Annotated in this window: 25 protein-coding genes; 24 read left to right on the top strand and 1 reads right to left on the bottom strand. The window is 33.9% G+C overall.

What is annotated here, in order from left to right:
* Positions 1–3: 3 nt before the first annotated feature.
* The 7 genes from B0A67_RS03120 (at position 4) to B0A67_RS03090 (ending at position 8561) form a co-directional block, all read left to right on the top strand.
* Entirely contained in the window at positions 4–1155 is a 1152-nt protein-coding gene (locus B0A67_RS03120) for a formimidoylglutamase (protein WP_072959665.1), read from the top strand.
* A 263-nt stretch (positions 1156–1418) separates the two neighbouring features.
* Positions 1419–2822 (top strand): T9SS ring complex lipoprotein PorK/GldK, encoded by a 1404-nt coding sequence (gene porK, locus B0A67_RS03115; protein ID WP_072959663.1) that lies wholly within the window; start codon positions 1419–1421, stop codon positions 2820–2822.
* A gap of 59 nt (positions 2823–2881) precedes the next feature.
* Positions 2882–3529 carry a type IX secretion system motor protein PorL/GldL gene (porL, locus tag B0A67_RS03110; RefSeq protein WP_072959661.1) on the top strand — a complete coding sequence of 216 codons (648 nt, stop codon included), beginning with the start codon at positions 2882–2884 and terminating at the stop codon, positions 3527–3529.
* A gap of 52 nt (positions 3530–3581) precedes the next feature.
* Positions 3582–5126 carry a type IX secretion system motor protein PorM/GldM gene (gene porM, locus B0A67_RS03105; protein ID WP_072959660.1) on the top strand — a complete coding sequence of 515 codons (1545 nt, stop codon included), beginning with the start codon at positions 3582–3584 and terminating at the stop codon, positions 5124–5126.
* A 45-nt stretch (positions 5127–5171) separates the two neighbouring features.
* A complete protein-coding gene (porN, locus tag B0A67_RS03100; RefSeq protein ID WP_072959658.1) occupies positions 5172–6161 on the top strand; it encodes a type IX secretion system ring subunit PorN/GldN in 990 nt (329 codons plus the stop codon).
* A gap of 263 nt (positions 6162–6424) precedes the next feature.
* Complete coding sequence (porN, locus tag B0A67_RS03095) at positions 6425–7414, top strand: type IX secretion system ring subunit PorN/GldN (protein WP_072959656.1); 990 nt, start codon at positions 6425–6427, stop codon at positions 7412–7414.
* A gap of 73 nt (positions 7415–7487) precedes the next feature.
* Positions 7488–8561 carry an NAD(P)/FAD-dependent oxidoreductase gene (locus B0A67_RS03090; protein ID WP_072959655.1) on the top strand — a complete coding sequence of 358 codons (1074 nt, stop codon included), beginning with the start codon at positions 7488–7490 and terminating at the stop codon, positions 8559–8561.
* On the opposite strand, the gene B0A67_RS03085 is transcribed toward B0A67_RS03090, so the two are convergent.
* Positions 8542–8925, bottom strand: a complete 384-nt coding sequence (locus tag B0A67_RS03085) for a DUF983 domain-containing protein (protein WP_072959653.1) — start codon at positions 8923–8925, stop codon at positions 8542–8544. The genes B0A67_RS03090 and B0A67_RS03085 overlap by 20 nt on opposite strands.
* A gap of 299 nt (positions 8926–9224) precedes the next feature.
* Here B0A67_RS03085 and B0A67_RS03080 point away from each other — a divergent pair, with 299 nt between their 5' ends.
* The 17 genes from B0A67_RS03080 (at position 9225) to B0A67_RS02995 (ending at position 23454) form a co-directional block, all read left to right on the top strand.
* Positions 9225–9800 carry a TerD family protein gene (locus tag B0A67_RS03080; protein WP_072959651.1) on the top strand — a complete coding sequence of 192 codons (576 nt, stop codon included), beginning with the start codon at positions 9225–9227 and terminating at the stop codon, positions 9798–9800.
* Between the two features lie 70 nt (positions 9801–9870).
* Positions 9871–10536, top strand: coding sequence for an HAD family hydrolase (locus B0A67_RS03075; protein ID WP_072959650.1), 666 nt, complete (start codon positions 9871–9873; stop codon positions 10534–10536).
* Positions 10537–10538: 2 nt separating this feature from the next.
* Positions 10539–11345: a phosphoribosyltransferase family protein gene (locus B0A67_RS03070; protein WP_072959648.1), complete on the top strand. Its 807-nt coding sequence runs from the start codon at positions 10539–10541 to the stop codon at positions 11343–11345.
* Between the two features lie 4 nt (positions 11346–11349).
* Positions 11350–11904 carry a TerD family protein gene (locus tag B0A67_RS03065; RefSeq protein WP_072959646.1) on the top strand — a complete coding sequence of 185 codons (555 nt, stop codon included), beginning with the start codon at positions 11350–11352 and terminating at the stop codon, positions 11902–11904.
* Between the two features lie 3 nt (positions 11905–11907).
* The gene (locus tag B0A67_RS03060; protein ID WP_072959644.1) at positions 11908–12516 is read left to right on the top strand and encodes a TerD family protein; all 609 of its coding nucleotides are present in this window, start codon (positions 11908–11910) and stop codon (positions 12514–12516) included.
* Positions 12517–12522: 6 nt separating this feature from the next.
* Positions 12523–13611 (top strand): toxic anion resistance protein, encoded by a 1089-nt coding sequence (locus B0A67_RS03055; RefSeq protein ID WP_072959642.1) that lies wholly within the window; start codon positions 12523–12525, stop codon positions 13609–13611.
* 21 nt (positions 13612–13632) lie between these two features.
* Positions 13633–14598, top strand: a complete 966-nt coding sequence (locus B0A67_RS03050; RefSeq protein WP_072959641.1) for a hypothetical protein — start codon at positions 13633–13635, stop codon at positions 14596–14598.
* Between the two features lie 12 nt (positions 14599–14610).
* Positions 14611–15162: a TerD family protein gene (locus tag B0A67_RS03045; RefSeq protein WP_072959638.1), complete on the top strand. Its 552-nt coding sequence runs from the start codon at positions 14611–14613 to the stop codon at positions 15160–15162.
* 22 nt (positions 15163–15184) lie between these two features.
* Positions 15185–15844 (top strand): TerD family protein, encoded by a 660-nt coding sequence (locus tag B0A67_RS03040; protein ID WP_072959637.1) that lies wholly within the window; start codon positions 15185–15187, stop codon positions 15842–15844.
* Entirely contained in the window at positions 15844–16257 is a 414-nt protein-coding gene (locus B0A67_RS03035) for a hypothetical protein (RefSeq protein WP_072959635.1), read from the top strand. Before B0A67_RS03040 ends, B0A67_RS03035 begins: the two co-directional genes overlap by 1 nt.
* Positions 16258–16270: 13 nt before the next feature.
* On the top strand, positions 16271–16909 hold the full coding sequence (locus B0A67_RS03030; protein ID WP_072959632.1) for a vWA domain-containing protein: 639 nt from the start codon (positions 16271–16273) through the stop codon (positions 16907–16909).
* Between the two features lie 159 nt (positions 16910–17068).
* Complete coding sequence (locus tag B0A67_RS03025; protein ID WP_072959629.1) at positions 17069–17704, top strand: vWA domain-containing protein; 636 nt, start codon at positions 17069–17071, stop codon at positions 17702–17704.
* Positions 17705–17706: 2 nt separating this feature from the next.
* Positions 17707–18195 carry a hypothetical protein gene (locus B0A67_RS03020; RefSeq protein WP_072959627.1) on the top strand — a complete coding sequence of 163 codons (489 nt, stop codon included), beginning with the start codon at positions 17707–17709 and terminating at the stop codon, positions 18193–18195.
* A gap of 252 nt (positions 18196–18447) precedes the next feature.
* Positions 18448–19500, top strand: coding sequence for a TerY-C metal binding domain-containing protein (locus B0A67_RS03010; protein ID WP_072959621.1), 1053 nt, complete (start codon positions 18448–18450; stop codon positions 19498–19500).
* 3 nt (positions 19501–19503) lie between these two features.
* The gene (locus tag B0A67_RS03005) at positions 19504–20910 is read left to right on the top strand and encodes a PP2C family serine/threonine-protein phosphatase (RefSeq protein WP_072959618.1); all 1407 of its coding nucleotides are present in this window, start codon (positions 19504–19506) and stop codon (positions 20908–20910) included.
* A gap of 2 nt (positions 20911–20912) precedes the next feature.
* Positions 20913–22424: a helix-hairpin-helix domain-containing protein gene (locus tag B0A67_RS03000; protein ID WP_072959616.1), complete on the top strand. Its 1512-nt coding sequence runs from the start codon at positions 20913–20915 to the stop codon at positions 22422–22424.
* A 31-nt stretch (positions 22425–22455) separates the two neighbouring features.
* Positions 22456–23454, top strand: a complete 999-nt coding sequence (locus tag B0A67_RS02995) for a TerC/Alx family metal homeostasis membrane protein (RefSeq protein WP_072959613.1) — start codon at positions 22456–22458, stop codon at positions 23452–23454.
* Positions 23455–23459: the final 5 nt, after the last annotated feature.

The raw sequence follows: 23459 nt of genomic DNA, 5'->3' as shown, positions 1-23459 counted from the left end.
TAAATGGAATTTGATTTTCTAGAACCAGTTAATGAAGGAATTTTAAAATTCATTAGTTCATTGTCTTCACAAGAATTAGGTAGCAAAATTGTTTTGCATACACAAGATCAGTTTCCTGATATTAGTAAAATTACGATTGCAATAGTAGGTGTTTTAGAGGATCGCCGCAACAATAATGTAATTAATGAAGTAGATTTAAATGCAGTTCGCAAAAGGCTGTATAGTATGTTTCCCGGTAATTGGGATGCGTCTATTGCTGACTTGGGTGATATCCGTGCAGGAGATTCTGTAGAGGACACTTATTTTGCTTTAAAAAAGGTGACATCAAGATTAATCAGGAATAAAGTGATTCCTATAGTTCTGGGAGGTTCACAGGATTTGACCTATGCTTTGTATCGCGCTTATGATGATTTAGAGCAAATGGTGAATATGGTGGCGGTAGATAATAAGTTTGATTTTGGTAAAGAAAACGAAACCGTTTCGGCTAATTCTTATCTTACAAAAATTATTATAGACGAGCCAAATAATCTGTTTAACTATTGTAATATTGGATATCAGACGTATTACAATTCGCAGGAAGAAATTGATTTGATCGAGAAGTTGTTTTTTGATGCTTATCGTTTGGGGGAAATCTCAAATAAGATTGCATTGGCAGAGCCTGTTTTCAGGGATGCTGATTTGGTAAGTATCGATTTGAACTCGGTAAAGTCTTCAGCATCAGGAAATATGATTTCTTTTGAGCCAAATGGTTTCAACGGAAAAGAAATATGTTCTTTATCCAGATATGCTGGAATTAGTGATAAAGTTTCTTGTTTGGGAATCTTTAATCATAATAGTACAGCGGCTGAATCAGTTATTATTGCGCAGATAGTCTGGTATTTTATCGAAGGCTATCATTATCGATCAAAAGAATACCCATTTGGTAGTAGAGCAACGTATTTAAAATACATCGTTCCGCTTGAAGAAGAAGAATTGGTTTTTTATAAAAGTGATAAGACCGATCGCTGGTGGATTGAAATTCCTTTTGAGTCAAATGGGCACAATAAGTTGAAGAGAAATACGTTATTACCGTGTTCGTATGACGAATATCTGAGTGCTTGTAATCAGGAATTGCCAGAAAGATGGTGGAAAGCCCAGCGAAAAAATGCTTTATAATTGGAAATTTTATCGAAATCTTCAATTTATTAATTTTTTTTAAAAATAGTTAAATAATATTAGTAGGTAAATAAATACAAAGTATAAAATTTAACGCGTTACATCGATTTTTTGTGTTAGTTTGTCGAGTAAATATTTTTTTTTTATTTTATTTAACATTATTTTTGAACGATAAAATAAATTTCGCAACTAGTATTGTTTTTTAGATAAATAATAAATACGTTTACGGACTTATAATAATGAATAGATAATCCCAAATTTATATGAAGAAGTTTATTGCATTTGCAGCAATGTTAACACTGGTAATTGGCTGTGGTAAGTCAGGTGATAAAGGTGAGTTGGTTGGTGTTTCAGGAGGGAAATGGCATCCTGAGAAGCCTTATGGAATGACTTTAGTTCCGGGTGGATCTTTTATTATGGGTAAATCAGATGCTGATTTAGCTAATGTGGAAGATGCTCCCACTAAAACAGTTACAGTTCGTGCATTTTATATGGATGAAACTGAGATTACAAATAGTGAATACCGTCAGTTTGTAGAGTGGGTAAAAGATTCTACAATGAGAGTTCGTTTAGCAATTTTAGCTGATGAAACAGGACAAAAATCTACTGGTGACAAAGGTAAAAAAGGCGGAAGTATTGCGGATTATGCATTTAATGATTCAGAGCCGGATAAAATGACGGCATATGATAAATATATGTATGATAACTACTACAGTGTAGGGACAAAAGATGATCCTTATGCTGGAAGAAAGTTGAATAAAAAAGTGAAGTTAATTAAAGATACTAAAGCGTATCCGGATGAGTACTATGCTGAAGTAATGGATTCTATGTATTTGCCAATTGAAGAGTCATACAATGGTTTAAGAACAATTGATGTAAATAAATTGAAATTCCGTTATTCTTGGATGGATATTCAGGCTGCTGCAAAAGCTAAAGTAGGAAAAAGAAAAGACTTCGTTAAAACAGAACAAGTTAGTGTTTATCCTGATACAACAGTTTGGATTAAAGATTTTGCTTATTCTTATAATGAACCAATGCACAATGATTATTTCTGGCACAAAGCTTACGGAGATTATCCTGTAGTGGGTGTAACCTGGAAACAGGCGAAAGCGTTCTGTGCGTGGAGAACATTAAATAAAAACAGCTATATTAAATCTAAGAAAAAAGGACGTGATTTAGTAAACTCCTTCAGATTGCCAACAGAGGCAGAATGGGAGTATGCTGCAAGAGGAGGTCTGGAATCAGCTACTTATCCTTGGGGAGGTCCTTATACTAAAAGTGACAGAGGCTGTTTTATGGCAAACTTCAAACCAAGCAGAGGAGATTATGCTGCTGATGAAGCATTATATACTGTTGAAGCTAAGTCGTATGATGTAAATGGTTACGGATTATACAATATGGCAGGAAACGTTTCAGAGTGGACAGATTCAGCTTATAATCCAAATGCATACGAATATGTTTCTACAATGAATCCAAACGTAATTGATGGAAACAATCAAAGAAAAGTTGTTCGTGGTGGATCATGGAAAGATGTTGCTTATTTCCTACAGGTAAGCACACGTGATCACGAATATGCTGACTCAGCAAGAAGTTATATTGGTTTCAGAACTGTACAAGATTACATGGGAACGCAAGCGACAGGAAGCGGAAAAACGAGAAGTAAGTAATAATTAAATTCAATAACCAAATCAAATCTATTTTAAATTAAAACCTAAAAAAAAGTATTATGGCATTATTAAGTAAAAAAGCAATGAATTTCGCTTATGGTATGGGAGCGGCAGTAGTAATTATTGGAGCTTTATTCAAAATTACTCACTTTGAAATTGGACCATTAACAGGAACTTTGATGTTATCAATCGGATTGGTAACTGAAGCTGTAATTTTTGCACTTTCTGCTTTTGAACCAGTTGAAGATGAATTAGACTGGACTCTCGTTTACCCGGAATTAGCTAACGGTCAGTCCGTAAAAAAAGCGAATAAAGTTGAAACTACATCTGATGCCCAAGGATTGTTGTCTCAAAAATTAGATGTTATGTTGAAAGAAGCTAAAATTGACGGAGAATTAATGTCAAGTTTAGGAAATTCTATCAAAAATTTCGAAGGAGCTGCAAAAGCAATTTCTCCAACAGTAGATTCTATTGCAGGACAAAAGAAATATGCTGAAGAAATGTCTATGGCCGCTGCACAAATGGAATCATTAAATAGTTTATACAAAGTTCAGTTAGAAAGTGCTGCAAGAAATGCACAGGCAAACAGCGAAATCGCTGAAAACGCTTCTAAATTGAAAGAACAAATGCAATCAATGACTGCAAACATTGCTTCTTTAAACAGTGTTTACGGTGGTATGCTTTCTGCAATGAGTAACAAAGGATAATTAGTTTTTGACTATTATATTAAATTTATTAATAAAGAACTAATTAGAAAAAATGGCAGGAGGAAAATTAACCCCTAGACAGAAGATGATTAACCTGATGTATCTGGTTTTCATCGCAATGTTGGCAATGAACGTATCAAAAGAAGTTATATCTGCTTTTGGTCTGATGAATGAAAAATTTGAAAGTGCAAATACAAATTCAACAGAAGCAAATAAAGGCTTATTATCGGCTTTAGATCAGAAAGCTGCTGAAGCACATGGAGAATTTGATATTGCTGCAGCTACGGCTCACAAAGTAGAAAAAATCTCAAATGAATTTTATGATTATATAGGTTCTTTAAAAGCTCAGTCTGTAAAAGGCTTTGAAGTTGAAAAAGAAACTGGAAAACTTCCTTACGAGTCTATGGACAGAGGTGATAATATCGACGACTGGTTTACAGGAGACGGTTACACTGCAAAAGGTAAAGAAATTATCACTAAAATCGAGAAATACAAAGCAGACATTAAAGCTGCTTTAGGTACAGATAAAAAATATGCTGGAATTATTTCTGAAGTGGAGAAAAAATTTGATGTTTCTGATGTTAAAAACAAAGATGGTATCAAAGAAAAATATTTAGAATATCACTTTAAAGGTTTTCCTGCAATTGCATCAGCTGCTAAACTTTCAGCCTGGCAAAATGACATCAAGAAAACTGAAGCTGACGTTTATAACAGTGCATTAGGAAAAGCGGCTGTTGCTGCAGCTTCTTATAGTAACTACCAGGCGATTGTTGTTCTTGATAAAAATGCTTATTTTCAAGGAGAGCCTGTTACAGGTAAAGTTGTTTTAGGTCGTTATGATGAAAACACTAAGCCTACAAGCGTTACAGGAGCTAAACTTGATCCTGCGACTGGTCAGGCAAAAATTGCTTTGACTGCTGGTGGAGTTGGAGAACAAAATATTAGTGGTCAGTTTACTTTTATTGAAGATGGAAAAACAATTCCGCTTAAATTTGAAGGTAAATATGTTGTAGTACCAAGACCGAATTCTGCTACAATTTCTGCTGATAAAATGAATGTTGTGTATAGAGGAGTTGTTAACCCAATCTCTGTATCTTTTGCTGGTGTTGCTGACAATAAAGTTGTTGCTAGTGCTCCGGGATTATCTTCAGCTGGAAAACCAGGAAAATATAACATGAACCCGGGTTCAGGCACAGAAGCTACAATTTCTGTTACAGGAACATTACCAAACGGAGATAAAGTTACAGATAAGAAAACATTTAGAATTAAAGGTATTCCTGGGCCAACAGGTACAATCAGAGGAGAAATGGGTGTTGTAAAAGGACCTAAATCAAACTTAGAAATTGCTACTATTGGTGCTAAATTACTTGATTTTGATTTTGAAGTTGGTTTAGATGTTGTTGGATTTAATTTAAAAATTGCAGGACAGCCTACAGTTGTGGTTTCTGGTAATAAATTGAATGCACAATGTAAAACAATACTTTCAAGAGCTGGAAAAGGAGACCAGGTTACTATTTCTGAGATTAAAACTAAACTTGTTGGAGCTGGTAGTTACTTACTGCCAAGAACTGCTCCGGTAATTTACGAAATACAATAATAAAAGTAGGTAAAACTACGTTCAATATCTTATAATGGTATCATGATGAAAGTAAGAAATTTTTTAATAGCTATTGTTTCTATCGCTGGAGGTTTTTCTTCTTATGCGCAATCTAATTTGCTAAATGCGAAAACACCCGCTCAGATAGGACTTAAAACTCCTGCCCAACTTATCTCAGATAATGATAAGCCTCTGGCTTATGGTTATGTAGACGATAGGGATATATTGATGGGGAAAACTACCTGGGAAATTATTGATTTAAATGAAAAAATCAACTTTCCTTTATATTTTCCGGTAGATACGGCTAATATTGGTTCTGACAGACGTTCTCTTTATGATGTTTTGACGAAAGCTGTTAAAAACGGCAAAATAACTGAAGTGTACAGCGACAGTTATTTCAATACTAAAAAATCTTTGAAAGACATTCAGGGTGCGTTATCTCGTATTGATACAACAGATGCAGGTAGAGAATTGATCAACCAATATCCTGACGACTACAAATCACGTGTAGTGAAGAAAAAAGTAGTTACAGGTACAGGAAAAAAGAAATCTGTTTCTTATGTTGAAGAAACTGTAGGACCAACAAGATCAGTACCCGCAGAATATATCCTGAAACAGGATTTAACTGCAGCAGATGTTACACAATATAAAGTTAAAGGATACTGGTATTTTGACAAACGTCAGAGTGAACTGAAATATCGTTTACTTGGAATTTGTCCTGTAACTCCGGATGTTTATACAATGAATAGTGACGAGAAAGATTATATTGAGTTATTCTGGGTTTTCTTCCCTAATGCGAGAGAAGCTTTGCATGAAGCAAAAGCATTTAACGATAATAACTCAGCGCTTCCGATTTCGTTCGATCAGATATTAAATTCAAGACGTTTTAATGCAGTAATCTACAAAGAAGAAAACTTGTACGGAGATCGTGAGATCAAAGATTACATGAAAGATAATGCACAAAACCAATTGTTAGAATCTGAAAGAGTAAAAGAGAAGATTCGTAACTTTGAACAAGACATGTGGAACTACTAAGTTTCTAATTATAGTATAATAAAAACTCTTACTACCTTTGTAGTAAGAGTTTTTTTTTTTTTCAGAGCCTTGTTTTTTTAGAGATCTGAATTAACTCGATTTTTTACAAGCTGTTTATATAACTCATGTAATTTTTTTGCCCCGTATTGTGGTTGTACTATACAGCTGATTCTAATGCACCTACTTTAATCTGAATCAATCTTATTATAAGATAAAAAACATTTTTAGTGTTATTATGTTTAACTTATTTAATATTATAAACGATGAAAGTAAAAAAAAGTTTAATGCTTATTGTTTGTGTTCTTGGCAGTTTTGCTTCTAATGCACAATCTAATTTACTTAATGCAAAAACAGCGGACCAAATTGGACAAAAGAGTGCGGCACAGCTTATTTCAGACAATGATAAGCCTCTGGCTTATGGTTATGTAGATGACAGGGATGTTTTGATGGGTAAAATGACTTGGGAAATTATTGATTTGAATGAAAAAATCAACTTTCCTTTATATTTTCCGGTAGATACGGCTAATATTGGTTCAGACAGGCGTTCTCTGTATGATGTTTTGACTAAAGGAATCAGAAACGGCAGGATAACCGAAGTGTATGCTGACAGTTATTTCAATACTAAAAAATCTTTAAAAGACATTCAGGCTGCATTATCTCGTATTGATACAACAGATGCTGGTAGAGAATTGATTAATCAGTATCCTGATGATTACAGATCACGTGTAGTGAAGAAAAAAGTAGTTACGGGTACCGGAAAAAAGAAATCAGTTTCTTATGTCGAAGAAACTGTAGGGGCAACACGATCAGTGCCGGCAGAATACATCCTGAAACAGGATTTAACTGCAGCAGATGTTACGCAGTATAAAATTAAAGGATATTGGTATTTTGACAAACGCCAAAGTGAACTGAAGTATCGCTTACTTGGAATTTGTCCTGTAACTCCGGATGTTTATACGATGAATAGTGATGAAAAAGATTATATAGAGCTATTCTGGGTTTTCTTTCCTGACGCAAGAATAGTATTGAATGAGGCAAAAGCATTTAATGATAAAAATTCGGCCCGCCCAATTTCATTTGATCAAATTTTGAATTCAAGATATTTTAATGCTATTATTTATAAAGAAGAGAATATGTACGGAGATCGTGCGATCAAAGATTATATGAAAGATGATGCACAAGCACAGTTGTTAGAAGCTGAAAGAGTAAAAGAGAAGATTCGTAACTTCGAACAGGACATGTGGACGTACTAAGTTTCTAATTACATTATAACAAAAACTCTTACTACCTTTGTAATAAGAGTTTTTTATTTTACCCCTTATATACATGTTAGATTATTTAATTGTTGGATCTGGATTGGCAGGGATTTCTTTTGCAGAAGTTGCCCTTAAAAACAATAGAACTATTGTGGTTGTTGATAATGAATCTCAAAATTCATCAAGAGTAGCAGGAGGTTTGTATAATCCTGTTATTTTGAAACGTTTTAGCGAAGTTTGGAAAGCTCAGGAACAACTTGGGTTAATGAGTGATTTTTACAATCAGATTGAAGACAAATTACAGGTAAAATTTAATTTCGAGCTTCCCATTCTAAGAAAGTTTTTTTCGATTGAAGAGCAGAATAATTGGTTTGCTGCTTCAGATAAAAAAAACTTAGCTCCCTTTTTATCTACTAAATTAATCACCAGAAAATATAATAGTATTGATTCTCCATACGATTATGGCCAGGTTTTGCATACCGGTTATGTAGATACGGGTTTGTTGCTGGATTGCTATAAAAATTACTTGCGGGAAAACAATCTGTTAGTAGAAGAGTTCTTTGATGCCGGCTATATTGAATTTTTTGATTACGGAATTCACTACAAAAACATTCAGGCCCGTCACATTATTTTTGCTGAAGGTTTTGGACTCCATAAAAACCCCTTTTTTAATTATTTGCCATTAGACGGTACAAAAGGAGAATTGTTTGTTATAAAAGCGCCTGATTTAGATTTGGATGTTATTGTCAATACAAGCGTTTTTATATTGCCAATGGGGGATAATTTGTTTAAAGTTGGCGCTACGTACAATTGGCAGGACAAGACAGATTTACCTACTGAAGAAGGTAAACAGGAACTTCTTGAGCGTATAAAAGAAATTATAACCTGCGATTTTGAGATTGTGAAACATTTTGGCGGAGTGCGTCCAACAGTCAAAGACAGGAGACCTCTGATTGGTACCCATCATGAGCGTGAATCGCTTCATATCCTTAACGGATTAGGAACACGGGGTGTGATGCTTGGACCTGCAATGGCACAAGCTCTTTTTGATAAAATTGAAAATGAAATTCCTTTAGATCGTGAAATTGACATTCAGCGATTTCATAAAAGATATTTAAAGAGCCTTATTTCTGACCGGCCTTAGGATCGTAAGAAACAAACATATTAATGTACAGGTTTCTGGAAAGTCTTAAAACAAACGGAAACAACACAATTAAACTGATAACAATCGCGATAAAAGACTCTTCAATTGAAGCTTTGAAAAAGACAAATGAGATTATAAAAGCCGCAATTCCCACAGCAACATTCAATCCGTAGCTTACGTACATAGCACCATAGAAAAATGAAGGTTCAATTTGATATTTGAATCCGCAGTGGCTGCAATGATCATTCATTTTTAGAACTTTGGTCAAATGAAGCGGATTCCTGTCCGTATACATGCTTTCTTTTTGGCATTTTGGACAACTTCCTGTTAAAATACTATTTAGTTTTGATCCTTTTTTAAACATTGCTATAGTTGTTATTTGATGTAATATCGAAGATTTTTTATTTATTTTAGGTAATAATTCCTTTAAAAATTAATGGAATTATTATTCATAAAATCTTACAAAGCAGATAAGATGCAAATATACCCATTTTGTGGAACTCTAATTCGAAAAAAGTGTTAGAGTTTTTGTGATTTCTGTAGTTTTTGGGACAGATATCAGCAATTTGTTAATAAATATTTTTCCTTTTACGTAATCCCTCATTTTTACCTAGTTTCCTTTTTGTATCATTGTATTATTTAAGATTTAATACGATTTATAAAATGGCAATAAATTTACAAAAAGGACAAAAAATTGATATTGGTCTGTCTAAAATTTCTGTAGGATTAGGCTGGGATCCTAATGAAGGAACAGGGCATGAATTTGACTTAGATGCTTCGGCGATAATGATAAACTCAGATCGCAAACTTCTGGGAGAAAAATACTTTATTTTTTATAACAATTTACTTTCTCCTGATGGTGCTCTTGAGCATACAGGAGATGATCCTACTGGCGGTAATAGCGACGGAGACGATGACGAAGCAATAAAAGTAGACCTGAGTAAAATTGATGCAAGTGTACAGGAAATTCTTTTTGTGGTCACCATTGAAGATTTCGAAAGAAGAAGACAGAATTTTGGCCAGGTTAGAAATTCCTATATCAGAATTGTAGATGATGCCAATGGTCAGGAAATTGCCAAATACGAACTGGACGAAGATTTTTCAGTAGAAACTGGAGTAGAGTTCGGAAGATTATACAAACGTAATGATCAGTGGAGATTTGAAGCTTCCGGGATTGGCTATAAAGCCGATTTAGGATTCTTTCTTGAAAAATATTATTCAGGAGAAATAATAAAATAAAGAAGTTTAGTTAGGGACTTTATAATTATATATTCGGAACAAAAATGTTTCGAAACTTTAAAAGCATATTTTGAAATTAAATCACCAAAAATACAGCCATTTTTCTTTTGATTTGTGGTTAACGTTAATAAGGTCTAATCCTGAATTTAAGAAAAAGAGAAATTTATTATTTAAAGATTTCTTTGAGATAAATGCTCCTCTTGAAAAGGTAACCGAGGTAATTCGCTATTATGATGTTCTGTGCAATAATATTAACGAAAAAACAGGATTAAATTTAAGCACGTATGAAATTTATTATCTAATTTTAAACGCTCTTGATGTAGATTTGAGCATAAATGGAACAGAAAAATTAGGTAAGTTTTATAATGAAACGGAGGTTTTGTTTTTTAATTATAAGCCCGAATTGATTTTTCCGAATATTAAACTTCAGTTTGAAGAAATAGTGGAACAGGGAAAATCGATTAATATATTGAGTAATACTGGATTTATAAAAGGACGAAGCCTGAAAAAACTTCTTTCCTATTATGAATTGACAGATTTTATTTCGTTTCAGATTTATTCTGACGAGGTTGGATTTTCAAAACCCAATAACGAGATTTTTCAATTGGTTTTTGACCAGGTAAATGAGTCAAAGAAAGTGAGTAAAAATGAAGTGCTGCATATTGGTGATAACAGTATTGCAGATTATAATGGCGCAATCAATTTTGGATTTGAAGCGCACCTATTAAAAAGTTAAAAGTGAATAAAAGTTATAGCTTACATAAAATTATTGAAAAAGATAATTGTCCGTTTGAGGAGAAAGAATACAGCCGATTTAAATTTGGCGATAAATTCTATGCAGAAAAATTTGCAAAAGATTTATTTGCCGGATTTGTTGATCAGTTTAGGGATTTGCTTCTTTCTGATGAAGAGATTGTTATTTTGCCAAGTCCGTATTTGTCGATACCAACGGCTTCTAACTTTTTATGTTATTACTTTAAAAAAGAATTAAACAGCTTTTTATTTAAAAACGGAAAGAAGGCCAGTATAGAATCTAAGATTTATAGAAATCAGACCTATGTGACAGATTATGGAAATTTAGATTTTAACGAAAGAGTAAATCTAATCTCAAATGATACCTATTATATCGATCGCAATTTTATTAATGATAAACTCTGCATTTTTGTAGATGATATCAAAATAACAGGCAGTCACGAGCATACAGTAAATAAGATTTTGGATCAGTATAATGTAAATGGAGATTTTATTTTTGTTTACTTCGCTGAACTTGCCAATAAAGAGATTCATCCAAAAATTGAAAATCATTATAATTATTTTGATATTAAAAATGTGGAAGACATTGTTTCTGTGATTAACAGCGAACATTTTCAATACAATACCAGAATCGTAAAATTCATTTTAAGCTTAAACGAAGAAGAGTTTAGTTTTTTGGTAAATAGTATTTCTTCCAAAAAAAGTGATGAATTATTTCATTTGGCAATAAGCAATAATTATCACCAGATTTTAGAATATAAAACGAACATTAATGTAATAAAAATAGATTAAAACTATGGCTATCAACTTACAAAAAGGACAACGCGAAAATATTAACGCACCAAAATTTACTATTGGTTTAGGATGGGATACAAACAATAGCAGCACAGGATCAGGTTTTGACCTTGATGCTTCGGTTTTTATATTAGGTGACAATAGAAAAATTATATCAGATGCTCATTTCGTTTTTTACAATAACCTAAAATCTCCGGATGAAGCTGTTATTCATACAGGTGATAACCTGACAGGAGACGGAGACGGAGATGATGAACAGGTAAAAATTGATTTGACGAAAATAAACCCAGCTGTAAAAGAAATTTGTATTGTAGTAACTATTCATGATGCTGTAAACAGAAAACAAAATTTTGGTCAGGTTAGAAATTCGTTTATTCGAATTGTAGATGACAGCAACAATACAGAAATGGTAAAATATGAGCTTGAAGAAGACTTCTCGATAGAAACTGCGGTTGAATTTGGAAGAATTTATAATAAAGACGGTCAATGGAAATTTGAAGCAATGGGCGTTGGAATGAAAGGCGGATTAGAAGATTACTTAAACAAATACAACTAAAACATGGCAATTAATTTAGAAAAAGGACAACGTATAAATCTTGAAAAAAGCAATGGATCCAAATTACAAAACATTTGTGTTGGTGTAAACTGGGGAGCAATTGAGAAAAAAGGATTTTTTGGAACCAAAAAAGAACCAGTAGATTTAGATGCAAGTTGTGCCATTTATGATGAGAAAAAAAATCATATTGATTCAGTAAACTTTAGAAAATTAATTTCGAATGATCGTGCTATTAAACATAGTGGAGATGATTTGACAGGAGATTTAAATGGAGATGACGGTTTAGACAATGAAGTGATCACTTTGGATTTTTCGCAATTAACGCCGGCAGCAAATCATGTTGCATTTTTTATAAACAGTTTCAGAGGACAGGATTTTAAAGATATTCCTTTTGCTTCTATCCGTATTTACGAAGGAACACCTACAAGAGTTAGTCAGGAATTTGCGCGTTTTGATATCGCAAACGATGCTAGTTTTGCAGGAAATGTTTCTATGGTTTTAGGCGTGTTTTATAAAAGAAATGACGAATGGAAATTTAGTGCCGTTGGAGTTCCAACAAATGATAAAAAGTTAGAGCAGACTATCGTTACAATTCAACAAAATCATCTATAAACTAAAATGGAAGAAAACCAATTAGCTACTCAGGAAAATACCGCTTTGATAGACAAGGATGGTAATGTGAATTTGACTTCAATCTCAGAAGCTGAAGTAAATAATTTCAAATCTATTTCGAATCAGTTAAATGAAAATGATGCGAATTCGATTCTGAATTATGGAGCCGAAATTCAAAATGCTATAGCCAAACAAAGTGATACTTTCTTAACGAATGTGAGAACGTATAATTCTGGCGAAGTAGGAACTTTGATTACTGATTTATTGACAGAACTAAATTATGTTGATGTTGATCAATTGGATCAGGGGCCGTTTAAACGCTTTTTGTCTAAGGTGCCGTTGCTTAATAAATTAGTAATAGATGTAAAAAAATTATTCCAGCAATACGATAAGATTACTGTAAATATTGATAAAATCAGTAATAAAGTAAAAGCGGGAATGATCAATTCCGTAAAAGATAACAGTGCGCTTCAGACTATGTTTGATGGCAATGTGAATCTTATTAAGGAAATGGAAAAACATATTATTGCAGGTCAGATCCGATTCAAAGAATTAGGAGAAGAACTTGCTGTAATGGAAGGTAATCCAACGCAATACCAGGATTATCAAATTTCAGACAAAAGAAATTTCATCAACCGTCTTGACAAACGTCTTGCCGATATGAAAATTGTTCGTTTCATCATGCTGCAATCTTTAGCGCAGATACGTGTCGTTCAAAACAACAACACTTCTATTGCAGAGAAAGCGCAGTCTATTTTGACTACGACAATGCCGGTTTGGAAAAATCAGTTGACACTTGCTGTTGCGCTGCAAAGACAAAAACAAAATATTGAGGTTCAAAGAAAAGTTTCAGAAACTACCAATACCATTTTGCAGAAAAACGCAGAGATGCTAAAACAAAACAGTATTGAAGTAGCCAGAGAAAATGAAAATACAGTTGTTTCATTAGAGACCTTAAAAATGACAACAAAATCATTAATCGATACTTTGACCGAAGTAAAACAAATTCACGAACAAGGTACAGAAACCAGAAGACAGCTGGATGCCGGACTTCAAAGCCTTGAGATCGAATTGAAAAAAGGAGTTGTAAGTTAAAAAGAATAAGGAATTAATTGAATGCAAGAGGAAGAGGAAAGGTACGTTCAAATAATAAAAGATAGTAACAGAAAACTTGTGGTATTAAAATTGTTGTCCAATTTTTTTAACCACAAGGACTTTGTTGGCGTTTTGGTAAGAACAAAAGTAATTCATTCTCTTTTTCAGAAGAACCAGACATTAGACATTAATAAATTAGAATTGTTTCATATTCAGTTTACTAATAGTCTGATTGATTTGTTTCAGAAGATTAAAAAATCGAAAGAACAGCAATACAATATCGTTTCAGACGAAATATATATCAATAGTGATATTATATCGAAACTGAAGTTTGAAATTGGAGAAGAAAAGTTTTCTGACCGGACAAAAGTACATGCCCAAAACATGTCGAAAAAAATAGAACAGCTGTATCAGATTTTTGCTTCAGATGGAAATAGTTTTTTTGACTGGCATGATATCATCTCTTTTTCTGATGGAATTAAATCAGAGTATTACAGAGAGATCACAATCGATCAATATGAAAAACTAACCGCTGCGAATAAAAAAAATTATGAGAATAAGTATGCTAAGTTTGAGAAAAAGCTTTTAGGCCGACTTAATATTCTCAATTTCAAGATTAAGTTTTTATGCGGATTAGTTTGCAATAATGAGATTATAGAAGTTTATGAATTTAGAGATTCTAACGATAAATTCATTTTTGTTGGTAACGAGAAATCGTTCTCTTTAATTGATAATGAGATGGAGAAAGCGGTAGATCTTTCGAAAAATAACTCTGCCAAAGAAGAAATTATATTGCAATTGCAGGAAAAAAACACTTTGTTGGAAATAGAGTTAAGCACTATTAAAACATCGCTTCAGGAAAGTGTGCAAGAGGTGTTAAAAGATTATTTAAATAAAATATCGTCTGTCGACTTTTTAGAAGATTTACAAAACGTTGATGAACAAACGAATATTTTAAAAACAATGTTGAATATTAATATAAAGTAAAGGATAAATAAGATGGCAATTAATTTAGAAAAAGGTCAAAGACAAAGTATTGATGCACCAAAATTTACTGTAGGACTTGGTTGGGACAGTAATTCAAGTAGTACAGGAGAAGGATTTGATTTAGATGCTTCGGTTTTTTTGGTTGGGGCTAATGGAAAAATTCCAAATGATAACCATTTTGTTTACTATAATAATTTAAAATCACCCGATGGATCCGTAATTCATACAGGAGATAATTTAACCGGCGATGGAGACGGAGATGATGAAAAAATAAAAATTGACTTGTCTGTAGTTTCACCGGATGTTAATGAAATCTCATTTGTTGTAACCATTCATCATGCTGATACAAGAAGACAAAATTTTGGACAAATTAGAAATTCGTACATCAGAATCCTTGATCAGACGAATACCGAATTAGTAAAATACGAACTTGATGAAGATTTTTCTATCGAAACAGCAGTTGAGTTTGGAAGAATTTACAAAAGAAATAATGAATGGAAATTTGAAGCTGTTGGTATTGGAATGAAAGGCGGCTTACAGGATTATTTAAATAAATTTAATTAATTATAAACATTAGTAAAAAACCATGGCAATTAACTTAACCAAAGGACAAAAAATTGATTTAAGAAAATCAAGCGGTGAAACATTAACTAATTTCTGTGTTGGTGTAAACTGGGGAGCAATTGAAACGAAAGGATTTTTAGGATTATCAAAAAATGTGGTAGAAATCGACTTAGATTTAAGCTGTATCTTAATTGATGATCAGAATAAACTTTGTGATCATTTGTATTCTCCGTTATACAGAGTCGAAGTATTACAGCAATTTGGTTTGCCAAAAGGTAAATTGTTAAGTATCGATGGAGCTCTAAAACACACAGGGGATGATCTTGCCGGTGATACAGGTGGAGATGATGGTCTGGATAATGAAATTATTACTGTTGACCTTTCTAAAGTTGATGCTAAAGTAACTCAGATATTTTTCTTTTTGAATAATGCAGGAAAAGAAGATTTCTCTCAAATTCCTTATGCAAAAATAAGAATGTACGAAGGAACTCCAACAAGAGTAGTTTCAGAATTTGCTTCGTACAATGTTTCTGCTGATTCGCAATATGTAAACAAACGTTCTATTATAATGGGTAAATTATATAAACGTAATGGCGAATGGAAATTCAGTGCCATTGGAGATCCTACAGACGATACGTTCTTAGGTCAGACGATTCATAAAATAGTGCAGTCTTACCTGTAATGCAAATCAAAAATATAGAAGGGCTAAGAGTTTCGCAGGTGCGGGATTTGGTATATCAGGGAGGTAAATTTGTAGTGTTTCCGTACACTGTTTCACTTGTATTAATGACCTTAAAAAGAAGTTCTGATATTTATTTTATCAGACCTGGTGAAAATACTTTTAAGTATTCTTATGGTTTTGTATTTCTGAATCTGCTTGTTGGATGGTGGGGAATTCCGTGGGGCCCCATTTATACCATAGGTTCAGCCTATCATCATGTAGTTGGCGGTAAAGACCTTACTCAGGTTGTGTTGAGTCATTTAACGCAGCATGATCCTGAAGCCAATACAAGCACGTATAATATCAATGGTATTGAAAGTGCTAATCAGGAAAGTAATAGTACTGACGCACCAACTTACAATATTCCCGTATAAATAAATTATAACTATGAGAAGACTGCCTGTATATTTAGTATTAGACACATCCGGTTCAATGACCGGAGAGCCTATCGAAGCTGTAAAAAATGGCGTTCAGATGATGATCAGTTCATTAAGACAAAATCCGCAAGCCATTGAAACCGCTTTTTTAAGCATCATTACCTTCGATACTACAGCGCAGCAAATCATTCCGTTAACAGATTTGGCCTCTTTTCAGATGGTAGATCTTAAAGCAACAGGAGTAACTGCTCTTGGAGACGCATTGAGATTAGTGGCACAAAAGATAGAAACTGAAGTTGCCAAAACAACAACAGAACAAAAAGGAGACTGGAAACCGTTGGTTTTTATTATGACTGACGGAATTCCAACCGACAATTGGGAAAGTGGTCTGAATGAATTTAAAAAAGCAAAAGTAGCTTTTACAGTTGCCTGTGCGGCAGGGGGCGGTGCAGATACCGCTATTCTGCAAAAAATTACAGATAATGTAGTAAGCCTTGATACAGCAGACAGTTCCAGTATTGGAAAGTTCTTTCAATGGGTAACGGCTTCTATTGGAGTCAGCTCAACAAAAGTGGAAGATTTTGGTAAAGATTTTACAAATTTTAAAGAATTACCTCCACCACCATCTGAATTAAACATCGTGGTTTAGACTTCAGGATGGCGGAGTTTATAATACCGTTTTAATTCAATACACTTTTTTGTATTACAACTTTTTTAGAAAAGCTGTACCAATCAAGTATGCCTGTGAATTTCTAAAACTAATTTTTATAGTTCAGAAATTCCATTTATTAAAATCATTTTTAAAGTTATGAGAAGACTACCCGTTTATTTTTTACTAGATACATCAGGTTCTATGTATGGAGAGCCAATTCAGGCTTTAAATAATGCTTTAAGCGGCATGATTAACACCTTGCGTTCTGATGCTCAGGCGCTGGATTCGCTTTGGATCAGTATTATAACCTATGATCGTGAAGTAAAAGAAATAGTTCCGTTGACAGAGCTCGTTAACTTTCAGCTGCCCGAAATTACCTGTCCGCAAAGTGGGCCTACAAATACAGGTGCAGGATTAGATTTTGTGATTCAAAAAGTAAACAAAGACGTTATCAAAGGTTCTGCAACCCAAAAAGGCGACTGGAAACCGCTGTTGTTTGTTTTTACAGATGGTAAACCTTCAGACATTCAGTTTTACAGAGAAAAAACCCGTGAGATACGAAACATGAGTTTTGGTGCTGTTGTGGGCTGTGCAGCCGGACATATGGCAAACGATGATATTTTGAAAGAATTGACAGATAATGTCGTGCATTTGGCTTCAGCAGATAGTTCTACATTGAAACAATTTTTCAAATGGGTTTCTGAAACCATCGAACAAGGCAATAAAAGCCAGGGAACGGGAGAAAGCGTAACGTTACCGCCACCGCCAAGCGAAATTACGGTTGTTATCTAATTATGGAAGTGTTAGGGACGTTAATATCAATCATTAGTATAATTGTACATATCGTTCATAAAGTAAATCAATCCTCATATGGAAGCGATAACAGCAGAAGTTCCTATACGGACACAACTTATCAGGTCGTTCATGAATTTACTGCAGAAGAAAAACTGGAAAATATGAATATCGACAGCTTAAACATTTGTTATCAAACTGCCGGAGTGAATAATTTTTCTATTACAAACGCCAGACGTACTTTGCTGAATCATTATGTGCAAAATGATTTTTACATAGACGATATTATAATACGTCAGAATTGTATGTATATAAAAGTGTTGCATTCTATCCCGTTCAGAGGAAGTAATAAATGTTACGGAGCTTCTTTTTCAATCAATTATATGATAGTAAATAATGGAGTTTCAGTATACGGATCAAAAAAAATAAATGATGACGAAACTCAGGTTTTCAAAGAAATTTCACAAGAACTAATAAAAGCAGTTTCATAATGTATATCCTAAAAATTTTTATTCAGATTTTAATTGTTGGCCTGTTTTTGTATTCTAAATTATTGCCTTACAAAGAAAAATTAAATCTGCGATACCGGGGGATTTTTAATTTTTTTGACAGTATTTTTTCTCCCCTGTTTAATTTTCTAAAAACAATGGTAAAACCTTTTCAGGTAGGAGTTGGTTTAGCCGTTGATATGACGCAGATTGTACTTTTAATTATTTTTTTAATGTTATTAAACTTCCTTTAAAATGAGAAGACTACCCATATATTTTTTAATTGATATTTCAGAGTCAATGGTCGGAGAGCCTATTCAACAGGTCGAAGAAGGATTGGCGACCATTATTCAGGCATTAAAAACAGATCCGCATGCGTTAGAAACTGTTTTTGTTTCGATTATCGTATTTGCAGGTCAGCCCAAAACATTGGTTCCTTTGCAGGAAATCGTGAGCTTTTACCCGCCAAAATTTCCAATTGGCAGCGGTACATCGCTTAGCAAAGGTCTAGGGCATTTGATGCATGAATTAAGAAGTAATATTGTTAAAACAACATATGAAGTCAAAGGAGACTGGAAGCCGATTGTTTTTTTATTCACAGACGGAGTTCCTACTGATGACAGTCGGGCAGCAATCAACGAATGGAAACAAAACTGGCAGAGAACAGCCAATTTAATTGCGATTTCTTTTGGAAGCGAAACAGATACAAAATTATTAGGCGAACTTACAGAAAATGTACTTCATTTTAAAAATACAAATGTACAGTCCTACAAAGAGTTTTTTAAGTGGGTTACAGATTCCATAAAAACAAGCAGTATAAGTGTCGAAAATAATTCGAGCGGTTTTGAACTGGCAAAATTAGACGGAGAAACACTTTCGAAAATCGATTTAACCAAAGAAACTCCCAATCGTCAATATGTCGATGATAATTTTGTGGTTTTAAACGGGAAATGCCAGAATACCAAAAGACCGTATCTGATGAAATACCGTAAGACTATTGCGGAATCTATTTATGCGGGAATCGAATTGTCGTCTAAAAATTACAAATTAGTGGGTGCTTATCAGGTGGATAATGCTTATTTTGAATTGGCAGATTCAGGTAATTTTAGCAATAAAGTAAATACAGATGAACTTATTGGCGGACCAACTTGTCCTTGCTGTGGCAATCAAGTTGCTTTTGCCGTTTGTGTCTGCGGTAAAATACATTGTATTGGAGATGAAGATATAAGTACTTGTCCGTGGTGCAACAATCAGGGAAGTTATGGTTGTGGCGAAGGCGGATTTGATGTCAACAGAACGCAAGGATAATGTATGGAAGAGACTAAAAGATATATTCAGTCTTTTTTATCCCAAAAGAAAATTGACATTTCTTCAGGTAAAGCCGCTTTATTTGCTGCCTTTGCGTCTGATGAAAAAAATGTTGATGCAGTAAAAATAATTCAGGAAAACCAAAAAATGATTATGCAGAATTGGATATTGAAAAATAGAATTGACGATATTTTGACGCAGACTGTCTCAATACCAAATGGCACAGTGAACAAAAAATATCACGCAAAAATTGATTTCAATACTTTGGGTTGGAGTGATTTTGTTTCCTTTCAAATTATAGGTTTAGAAAATACCGGACTTGAATTTAATGAGAATGATGAATTAACCGGAGTTCCTGAAATAAGCGGAGATTTAAAAATAAAAATATTATTTAGAATTGAAGGCGAGCCCGAAGATTCAGTTTTAAATGAAAAAATAATAACCCTTATTATAAATCCCGACCCAAAATCATTGTGGAAGAACCTTGAAAGTGATAAAAATGATCCTTTTTGGAAACCGGATAATGCAGCAGTTTTAGATCAGTTTTTAGATAAAAATATTGTGGTAGCTTCTAAGCGAGGCCGAAGCCATGCCAATACAGGATCTTTTAGAGAAGATGATTTTGCCTTTAAAAACTTTAAGGAAATTGGCTGGAGCGTTCTGGCAGTTTCAGATGGTGCAGGTTCAGCAAAACTATCCAGAAAAGGTTCTAAAATAGCATGTGATGCTGTAATTCAATATTTTGAACAAAATCTAAATACAGAACAGCTAAAAGAATTCGATCAGGTTTTAGTAGAGCACCACAATAAAGTAACTGACGAAACATCAAAAAAAATAAGCCATTTCGTTTACCAGAACCTTTCGAAAGCAGCACATTTTGCACATCAGAAAATCGAGGAATTTGCGATACAAAACGAAACGGAACTAAAGAATTTCCATGCGACCTTAATTTTTACTTTAGTTAAAAAATATGATTTTGGTTATGCCATTCTAACATTCGGAATCGGTGATTGCCCAATTGGATTATTAAATAAAGAGCTTACCGAAATTAAATTAATGAACTGGCTTGATGTAGGTGATTTTGGCGGCGGAACGCGTTTTATTACCATGCCCGAGATTTTTCAGAGTGATAGATTTTCGACCCGATTTGGTTTTAAACTGGTTGATGATTTCTCTTATTTGATGTTGATGACAGACGGGATTTACGATCCTAAATTTGTAGTGGAAGCCAATCTGGAAAAAATAGAAAAATGGAATGATTTTCTGGAGGATCTAAAAGGCAAAAATGAAGATGGAATTAAAGTTGATTTTGATAAAGAAAATACTGAAATTGCACAGCAGCTTTCGGCCTGGATGGATTTTTGGAGTCCGGGAAATCATGATGACAGAACCCTCGCTATAATTTATTAAGTATGAGTACGATTACAGTAAAATCAATTAATGACACCGCGAAGTCCTATCAGTTTGTTGATAATGGCGAACCTATGCGCGGTGGTGTAAAGGATGTTTATTTTAGTCCTGACAGAAAATATGTTGTGGCAATTTTTAGGGATAAACTGGATTTCAATCAAAAAGAAAGATTACAACGAATCACCAATAAATATTTAGCGCAAATTCAGAACGGCGATGCCGGCGATTATTATCTGAATGAAGTCTACCGATGGCCAACTGATGTTATTGAACATAAAGGTTTAACTGGAATCATTGTGCCTATTTACGATTCGAAATTTTTCTTTAAAAAAGGATATGAAACCAGCGATTTAATTCAGGGAAAAGAAAAGAATGGAAAATGGTTTGCGGGGCCAAAATTCAGGAATCCACATTTTCCGCTTCGTGTAGCAAAATCAGAGCTCGGCGATTGGCTGAGTTATTTTCAGGTGAGTGTTAATCTGACACGTGGTGTAAAAAAAATGCACGCAATGGGATTGGCACATTCTGATTTATCATACAATAATGTGCTAATAGATCCAATTAGTAAATCAGCCTGCATGATTGATTTAGACGGATTAGTAGTTCCGGGATTATTTCCGGCAGAAGTAATAGGAACAGCCGAGTTTATTGCTCCGGAAGTTCTTTCGACAAAACATCTGAACAAGACAGACCCAAATAGAAAATTACCAAGCAGGTTAACAGATCTGCATGCATTACCCGTTTTAATCTATATGTTTTTATTGCACAGACATCCGCTAAAAGGAGGGAAGGTGCATGATCTGGATACTGAAAAAGATGATTTGCTGTCGATGGGCGAAAAAGCAATGTTTATCGAACATCCAACAGACGCAACAAACCGGCCGAAAATCAATCAGGTGTCAAAGTGGGATTTGCCTTGGGCAGACATCACAAAATTGCCTTACAGTATTACGGGGCCTTATCTGAAAACCTTGTTCGATAAAGTCTTTATCGACGGATTACACAATCCGATGCAAAGACCAAATGCCGAAGAATGGGAAATAGCGTTGCTGAAAACAACAGATTTAATGCAAAAATGCCATAATACGTCCTGCGAGCAAAAATGGTACGTTTTTGATAATACCAATACACCAAGATGCCCGTTTTGTAATACGGCCCACAAAGGCACGCTTCCTGTTTTAGATTTGTACTATCAGTTTCAGGAAACTGTCTGGAAACCTGAAAATCACAGATTAATGGTTTATAACGATCAATACTTGTTTCAATGGCACGTTAATCGTAATATTGCCAGAAATGAAAAGCTTACGGCAGAACAAAAAGTACCTGTGGGATACTTTACATTTTTTAATGATAAGTGGGTCTTTGTCAATCAAAAACTAACCTCATTAAAAGATGTGACCGAAGACAAAGAAATTCCTGTCGGAACAATGCTGGAGCTGACAGACGGTAAAAAAATATTGCTTTCAAAAGAAGAAGGCGGCAGAGTGATAGTAGTTACAATGGCGAATAAATAATTTTAAATCCTAATTTAATTAATATATAAAAATGAATCAACACCCTATTTTTTCAGAACATCCCGGTTTAATAATAGTATTTGCGGTCGCAGTAGTAATCATGCTGTTGTTGGATTTAGGAATTTTCAATAAGAAAAGCCATGTCGTAAGTAATAAAGAAGCTATAACCTGGTCATTAGTTTGGATAAGTTTAGCAATGATTTTTAGTGGTTTAATTTATCACTTTGCAGGTGCTACCAAATTTTACGAATTTCAATCTGCTTATTGGATCGAGAAAGCACTTTCTGTAGATAATCTGTTTGTCTTTATATTAGTCTTTAAGTTTTTTGATGTACAAAACGAAAACAAACATAAAGTTTTATTTTGGGGGATTATAGGAGCATTGGTTCTAAGAGCTATTTTTATATTCTCAGGAGCATTCCTTATCGAGCTTACTTATTTAAACAAATTATTGAGCCTTGTTGGAGTAGAAGGTTTCAAATATGATATCAATCTAATCATGACTGCATTTGGATTATTCCTGGTTTACGCCGGAATCAAGTCCTGGTCTGCAGGTGATGAAGACGATGATGAAGATTATAACAATACAAGAGGAGCAAGACTGATCAGAAGATTTTTCAGTGTCAGCGATAAATACGATGGCGATAAATTCTTTACAATCGAAAACGGAAAAAAATTAGCAACACCGCTTTTAGTGGTTGTAGCAGTAATTGAGTTTACCGATTTACTATTTGCAGTGGACTCTATTCCAGCTATTTTTGCGATTTCAAATGATCCGTTTATTCTTTATACATCTAACATTTTTGCTATCTTAGGTTTAAGAGCATTGTTCTTTTTATTAGACAATTTTATTCACTTGTTCAGCAAATTACAATACGGACTGGCTATTATCCTTTCGTTTATTGGTGTTAAAATGATCATAGCTCCATTTTATCATATCGAGTCAATTTATTCATTGATCGTTATCGGAGGAATTTTGGTGATATCAGTAGTATTATCTATTTTGATGCCGGAGCCAAAAGAAGTATAAAAAGT

Origin of the sequence: Flavobacterium aquidurense (assembly GCF_002217195.1) — a bacterium.
Classification (GTDB): Bacteria; Bacteroidota; Bacteroidia; order Flavobacteriales; family Flavobacteriaceae; genus Flavobacterium; species Flavobacterium frigidimaris.
Note: the sequence above shows the minus strand (reverse complement) of the source record. Positions and strands in the feature narration are given on the sequence as shown.

What these genes read in the sequence shown, in the direction of transcription:
- B0A67_RS03120 (WP_072959665.1), top strand. Translation starts at nt 4, where the DNA reads ATGGAATTTGATTTTCTAGAACCAGTTAATGAAGGAATTTTAAAATTC.
- porK (WP_072959663.1), top strand. Translation starts at nt 1,419, where the DNA reads ATGAAGAAGTTTATTGCATTTGCAGCAATGTTAACACTGGTAATTGGC.
- porL (WP_072959661.1), top strand. Translation starts at nt 2,882, where the DNA reads ATGGCATTATTAAGTAAAAAAGCAATGAATTTCGCTTATGGTATGGGA.
- porM (WP_072959660.1), top strand. Translation starts at nt 3,582, where the DNA reads ATGGCAGGAGGAAAATTAACCCCTAGACAGAAGATGATTAACCTGATG.
- porN (WP_072959658.1), top strand. Translation starts at nt 5,172, where the DNA reads ATGAAAGTAAGAAATTTTTTAATAGCTATTGTTTCTATCGCTGGAGGT.
- porN (WP_072959656.1), top strand. Translation starts at nt 6,425, where the DNA reads ATGAAAGTAAAAAAAAGTTTAATGCTTATTGTTTGTGTTCTTGGCAGT.
- B0A67_RS03090 (WP_072959655.1), top strand. Translation starts at nt 7,488, where the DNA reads ATGTTAGATTATTTAATTGTTGGATCTGGATTGGCAGGGATTTCTTTT.
- B0A67_RS03085 (WP_072959653.1), bottom strand. Translation starts at nt 8,925, where the DNA reads ATGTTTAAAAAAGGATCAAAACTAAATAGTATTTTAACAGGAAGTTGT.
- B0A67_RS03080 (WP_072959651.1), top strand. Translation starts at nt 9,225, where the DNA reads ATGGCAATAAATTTACAAAAAGGACAAAAAATTGATATTGGTCTGTCT.
- B0A67_RS03065 (WP_072959646.1), top strand. Translation starts at nt 11,350, where the DNA reads ATGGCTATCAACTTACAAAAAGGACAACGCGAAAATATTAACGCACCA.
- B0A67_RS03060 (WP_072959644.1), top strand. Translation starts at nt 11,908, where the DNA reads ATGGCAATTAATTTAGAAAAAGGACAACGTATAAATCTTGAAAAAAGC.
- B0A67_RS03055 (WP_072959642.1), top strand. Translation starts at nt 12,523, where the DNA reads ATGGAAGAAAACCAATTAGCTACTCAGGAAAATACCGCTTTGATAGAC.
- B0A67_RS03050 (WP_072959641.1), top strand. Translation starts at nt 13,633, where the DNA reads ATGCAAGAGGAAGAGGAAAGGTACGTTCAAATAATAAAAGATAGTAAC.
- B0A67_RS03045 (WP_072959638.1), top strand. Translation starts at nt 14,611, where the DNA reads ATGGCAATTAATTTAGAAAAAGGTCAAAGACAAAGTATTGATGCACCA.
- B0A67_RS03040 (WP_072959637.1), top strand. Translation starts at nt 15,185, where the DNA reads ATGGCAATTAACTTAACCAAAGGACAAAAAATTGATTTAAGAAAATCA.
- B0A67_RS03035 (WP_072959635.1), top strand. Translation starts at nt 15,844, where the DNA reads ATGCAAATCAAAAATATAGAAGGGCTAAGAGTTTCGCAGGTGCGGGAT.
- B0A67_RS03030 (WP_072959632.1), top strand. Translation starts at nt 16,271, where the DNA reads ATGAGAAGACTGCCTGTATATTTAGTATTAGACACATCCGGTTCAATG.
- B0A67_RS03025 (WP_072959629.1), top strand. Translation starts at nt 17,069, where the DNA reads ATGAGAAGACTACCCGTTTATTTTTTACTAGATACATCAGGTTCTATG.
- B0A67_RS03020 (WP_072959627.1), top strand. Translation starts at nt 17,707, where the DNA reads ATGGAAGTGTTAGGGACGTTAATATCAATCATTAGTATAATTGTACAT.
- B0A67_RS03010 (WP_072959621.1), top strand. Translation starts at nt 18,448, where the DNA reads ATGAGAAGACTACCCATATATTTTTTAATTGATATTTCAGAGTCAATG.
- B0A67_RS03005 (WP_072959618.1), top strand. Translation starts at nt 19,504, where the DNA reads ATGGAAGAGACTAAAAGATATATTCAGTCTTTTTTATCCCAAAAGAAA.
- B0A67_RS03000 (WP_072959616.1), top strand. Translation starts at nt 20,913, where the DNA reads ATGAGTACGATTACAGTAAAATCAATTAATGACACCGCGAAGTCCTAT.
- B0A67_RS02995 (WP_072959613.1), top strand. Translation starts at nt 22,456, where the DNA reads ATGAATCAACACCCTATTTTTTCAGAACATCCCGGTTTAATAATAGTA.